Source organism: Gammaproteobacteria bacterium (genome assembly GCA_003696665.1).
Lineage (GTDB): Bacteria > Pseudomonadota > Gammaproteobacteria > Enterobacterales.
In genome coordinates, this window is record RFGJ01000117.1 from 1 (window position 1) to 4,468 (window position 4,468).

Below are 4,468 nucleotides of genomic sequence, written 5' to 3' on the forward strand. Positions count from 1 at the left end.
AAGCGTCTAATCAAGATATCAACGAAGCATAAAAATTCGGCGATGCGTCTTTCCAGGTTACGAGGCTGAGCCAACTGGTCAACGGTCGCCACCATAGTAAAAATGCCGCTCTAATAGAGCGGCATTTTTCTATCGCGATTGGCTCAAGTCAGGCCATGTGCGCAATCACAGCATCGCCGAACTCTGAGCATGACAGCAGTTTTGCACCGGTCATCAAGCGCTCAAAGTCATAAGTGACGGTTTTGGCACTGATCGCCCCTTCCATGCCTTTAATGATCAGATCGGCCGCTTCTGTCCAGCCCATGTGGCGAAGCATCATTTCAGCCGACAAAATCAATGAACCAGGGTTGACCTTGTTCTGCCCTGCATACTTGGGCGCAGTGCCATGGGTGGCTTCGAACATGGCAACCGTATCAGAAAGATTGGCGCCCGGGGCAATGCCGATGCCACCCACTTGTGCGGCCAACGCATCCGACAAATAGTCGCCGTTTAGGTTGAGCGTGGCAATCACGTCATATTCAGCCGGACGTAACAGGATTTGTTGCAACATGGCGTCGGCAATGACGTCTTTAATCACAATGTCGCGGCCAGTATTCGGGTTTTTGAAATGCAGCCATGGTCCACCATCCAGTTCGACAGCCCCGAACTCGCGCTTGGCCAAGGCGTATCCCCATTCTTTGAAGGCACCTTCGGTAAACTTCATGATATTGCCTTTGTGCACCAAGGTGACTGATGCGCGGTCGTTATCGATGGCGTATTGGATGGCTTTGCGTACCAAACGTTCAGTGCCTTCGCGTGACACTGGCTTGATACCGATGCCCGACGTTTCTGGGAAGCGAATCTTGGTCACCCCCATTTCTTCTTGCAAGAAGCGAATGACTTTGCGCGCTTCTTCCGTTTCCGCCTTCCATTCGATACCGGCATAAATGTCTTCAGAGTTTTCGCGGAAGATCACCATGTCCGTTTTTTCTGGCTCTTTCAAAGGACTCGGTGTTCCTTTGTAATAACGGACCGGTCGCAGACATACATACAAATCTAATTCTTGACGAAGCGCCACGTTCAATGAACGAAAACCACCGCCGACTGGTGTGGTCAACGGACCCTTAATGGACACGACGTATTCGCGAATGGCATCGAAAGTTTCTTGTGGCAACCAGTCACCACCATAGATCTTATTGGCTTTCTCCCCGGCAAAAATTTCCATCCAAGCAATCTTTCGCTTGCCGCCATACGCTTTTTCCACAGCGGCATCCACCACTTTTTTCATCACCGGAGTGATATCAACACCGATGCCATCGCCTTCGATGAACGGAATGATCGGATTGTCCGGGACATTTAACGAATTGTCGGCATTTACGGTGATTTTCTGACCGTCAGCAGGGACTTGAATTTTGCTGCTCACCTTTGCTTCTCCTGAGATAGTTGTTGAAGATTGTGCTAATCTTACTTTCTGGCACGCGCATTATAGGTTAAATTACGCCAATTATCAGCCGTACGGATAAATTTACGCCCGGTTTCTGACCCACATCAGGACGTCCATGCCCCAGCTTATCGCGTTCAACAAACCATATGGTGTCATTTGTCAATTCTCGCCACATCCTAAGTGGCGATCACTAAAAAACTTCATTTCCCTACCCAACATCTATCCATGTGGGCGCTTGGACGCGGACAGCGAAGGGCTTGTGCTTCTCACCGACACAGGCTGGCTGCAGCACCTTATCACATCGCCAAAGCACAAGACCTGGAAAACCTATTGGGTGCAAGTAGAGGGAGAGATTGACGATGAAGCGCTAGAGCGCTTGCGGAGCGGCGTGATGATCCGGGGCAAAAAAACGCTTCCGGCACAAGTGAGTAGGCTGGGTCCTCCCGATAGCCTGTGGCCGCGAAATCCTCCCATCCGCTATCGCAAAAATGTACCAGACTGCTGGCTACAGATGCGATTACGAGAGGGTCGAAACCGCCAAGTTCGTCGAATGACGGCAGCGGTTGGTCATCCAACTCTGCGTTTAATACGATATTCTATTGGCCCAATCTCCGTGGCACCTCTTCGCCCCGGTGAATGGCGTTGCATTGAAATTCCGCAAACTTGGCAAACCAGGAGGCCACCTCAGCATGACAATTCGCGTCACAACCGCCGCAATCATCGAAGCAGACGGCAAGTTCCTCATCGTTGAAGAAATAGATCCGATCAAAGGCCGTGTCTACAATCAGCCAGCTGGGCATGTGGAAAAGCACGAATCCATTCTTGAGGCGGTGGTGCGCGAAGTCCAAGAGGAAACAGGTTATATATTTCAGCCAGAGTCGTTAGTTGGCATCTATCATCTACATGCCAATGATCACGACGCCACCTATCTTCGATTTTGTTTCTCCGGGTCAATCGTCAGTCAATCCAGCGAGTCGAACTTAGACCCGGACATACTGGCTGTCCATTGGTTTAGCCACGAGCAAATTCGGCACTGTCGCGCGCAACACCGCAGTTCGTTGGTATTGACCGCCATCGATGATTACCTACAGGGTAAACGCTATCCATTGGCGATGCTCAACTATATCGGTAAGGAACCTCAGTGGCGCTATGACTTATGATATACTCGCGCCAATTTGTTGAGTGCCTATTTATGTCATGAAACCTGTCAGCGAAAAAAAAGTTATCGTTGGAATGTCCGGTGGTGTGGACTCCTCCGTATCGGCCTGGTTACTTAAACAACAGGGTTACCAGGTCGAAGGATTGTTTATGAAAAACTGGGAGGAAGACGACACGGAAGACTATTGTTCAGCGACTCAAGATCTTGCGGACGCGCAAGCGGTGTGCGACCGTATTGGTATACCACTACGTACCGTCAATTTCGCCGCGGAGTACTGGGATCGCGTTTTTGAATATTTTCTGGCTGAGTATCGTGCTGGCCGAACGCCCAACCCAGATGTGATGTGCAACAAAGAAATTAAGTTTAAGGCGTTTCTTGATTATGCACGTTTGTTAGGTGCGGATTACATTGCCACAGGCCACTACGCGCAGACAGGTCTCGACAATGGCAAAACGACGCTCATTCGAGGTTCGGATCTCAATAAGGATCAAACCTATTTTCTATACATGGTGGGCCATCAACAGCTTGCGCAAACGTTGTTTCCAGTGGGTCATCTGAATAAGACAGAAGTCCGGAAAATTGCTGAAGCGCAAGGTTTGATCACAGCCCACAAAAAAGACAGTACCGGGATTTGTTTTATTGGTGAGCGCCGATTTTCCGAATTTCTTGCGCGCTACTTGCCAGCCCAACCTGGCGAAATTATTGATGACAAAGGGCGCGTCCTTGGAACGCACCAAGGGCTGATGTTTCACACCATTGGCCAGCGCAGGGGGCTTGGCATTGGCGGACGCGCAGATGCCGAAGAATCAGCGTGGTATGTTATCGGCAAAGATTTAGAAAATAATCGCCTGATTGTTGGCCAGGGGCACGACCACCCTGCCCTGTTATCGTATCAACTTGAAGCTTCACAAGCCCACTGGGTGGCAGGGGAGCCACCTGCCGAAGCATTTCGGGCGACAGCCAAGGTACGCTATCGTCAAAAGGACACACCGTGTTTGGTACGCGTTCGAGATGAACAACTCATTGTTGACTTTGACGAGCCGCAGTGGGCGGTGACGCCGGGTCAATCCGTCGTGTTCTATCAAGGCGACAGATGTCTTGGTGGAGGTATTATTGAAAGGAGTCTGGGATGAGTTACGAGCTCGTGGCTAGGGTCAAGGGGTTAGCGGGAATTTGCCAAGCTGCCTATTGGGTAAATCGCTTGGCCAATAGCGGTGCAGTGGAACCTTACGCGCTTGAAACTGCCGTCACATGTGTGACCGAATTAAATCCAAAGCATCTTGATGAGGCGGTGGGTGATATCCGGCGTGGTTTACGTGTATTTATCGACTTGCTTTATCCGCAAAATGACCGGGACCCCGTGATAACCCGTTACCTCGGGCAAATCATTTCGGTTCGCAGCCAACTGGCCAAAAGCGATACACTCATTCAGATTATTCAAATGCGTTTGCGACAGATTGCGGCAGAAGATGCGGATTTGGACATCAAAGTTGGTCAGCTCTCGGCGTTGTATAAGGACACCATTTCAACGCTTCCCCAACGCATACAGGTGCCAGGAAAACCTACATATTTAAAGGATGTTATTATACAAGCCAAACTTCGCACATTGTTGTTTTATGGCATTCGTTGTGCTTGGTTGTGGCATCAATTTGGAGGGCGAGGACACAATTTTTTGTTTCAACGCAGCGCCATGGCGAATACCGCTCGCGAATTACTTAAAACCCTCTAATAATTTGTACATAAGGACGTGAGGACCAATGCCCGGGATAGCAAAGGGACTGCCTACCGATTTCCATCCATGCTTGTGGTAAAAGCCAGCGGCGCTCAGCCTCGCCTGACACCATAGGCCGTCCAAAGATAAAGTGGCTGAGCGTTCTTCACAAAAT

General features: G+C 50.0%; 5 protein-coding genes. 4 read left to right on the top strand and 1 reads right to left on the bottom strand.

Annotated features, from left to right (window positions below):
* Window positions 1–148: 148 nt before the first annotated feature.
* On the bottom strand, window positions 149–1,402 hold the full coding sequence (locus D6694_03730; GenBank protein ID RMH46233.1) for an NADP-dependent isocitrate dehydrogenase: 1,254 nt from the start codon (window positions 1,400–1,402) through the stop codon (window positions 149–151).
* Between the two features lie 136 nt (window positions 1,403–1,538).
* Between D6694_03730 and D6694_03735 the strand changes: the two genes are divergently transcribed.
* From D6694_03735 to D6694_03750, 4 genes are read left to right on the top strand one after another with little or no spacing between them, the layout of a single operon-like run.
* The gene (locus D6694_03735; GenBank protein ID RMH46234.1) at window positions 1,539–2,174 is read left to right on the top strand and encodes a pseudouridine synthase; all 636 of its coding nucleotides are present in this window, start codon (window positions 1,539–1,541) and stop codon (window positions 2,172–2,174) included.
* Window positions 2,113–2,583, top strand: a complete 471-nt coding sequence (locus D6694_03740; GenBank protein ID RMH46235.1) for an NUDIX hydrolase — start codon at window positions 2,113–2,115, stop codon at window positions 2,581–2,583. Before D6694_03735 ends, D6694_03740 begins: the two co-directional genes overlap by 62 nt.
* A 37-nt stretch (window positions 2,584–2,620) precedes the next feature.
* A complete protein-coding gene (mnmA, locus tag D6694_03745; protein RMH46236.1) occupies window positions 2,621–3,715 on the top strand; it encodes a tRNA 2-thiouridine(34) synthase MnmA in 1,095 nt (364 codons plus the stop codon).
* Window positions 3,712–4,311 (top strand): DUF489 family protein, encoded by a 600-nt coding sequence (locus D6694_03750; protein RMH46237.1) that lies wholly within the window; start codon window positions 3,712–3,714, stop codon window positions 4,309–4,311. Before mnmA ends, D6694_03750 begins: the two co-directional genes overlap by 4 nt.
* The last annotated feature ends 157 nt before the right edge of the window (window positions 4,312–4,468 follow it).

Bases quoted from the DNA above. Each gene is read 5' to 3' on its own strand.
- mnmA (RMH46236.1), top strand. From the start codon at position 2,621: ATGAAACCTGTCAGCGAAAAAAAAGTTATCGTTGGAATGTCCGGTGGT.
- D6694_03750 (RMH46237.1), top strand. From the start codon at position 3,712: ATGAGTTACGAGCTCGTGGCTAGGGTCAAGGGGTTAGCGGGAATTTGC.
- D6694_03735 (RMH46234.1), top strand. From the start codon at position 1,539: ATGCCCCAGCTTATCGCGTTCAACAAACCATATGGTGTCATTTGTCAA.
- D6694_03740 (RMH46235.1), top strand. From the start codon at position 2,113: ATGACAATTCGCGTCACAACCGCCGCAATCATCGAAGCAGACGGCAAG.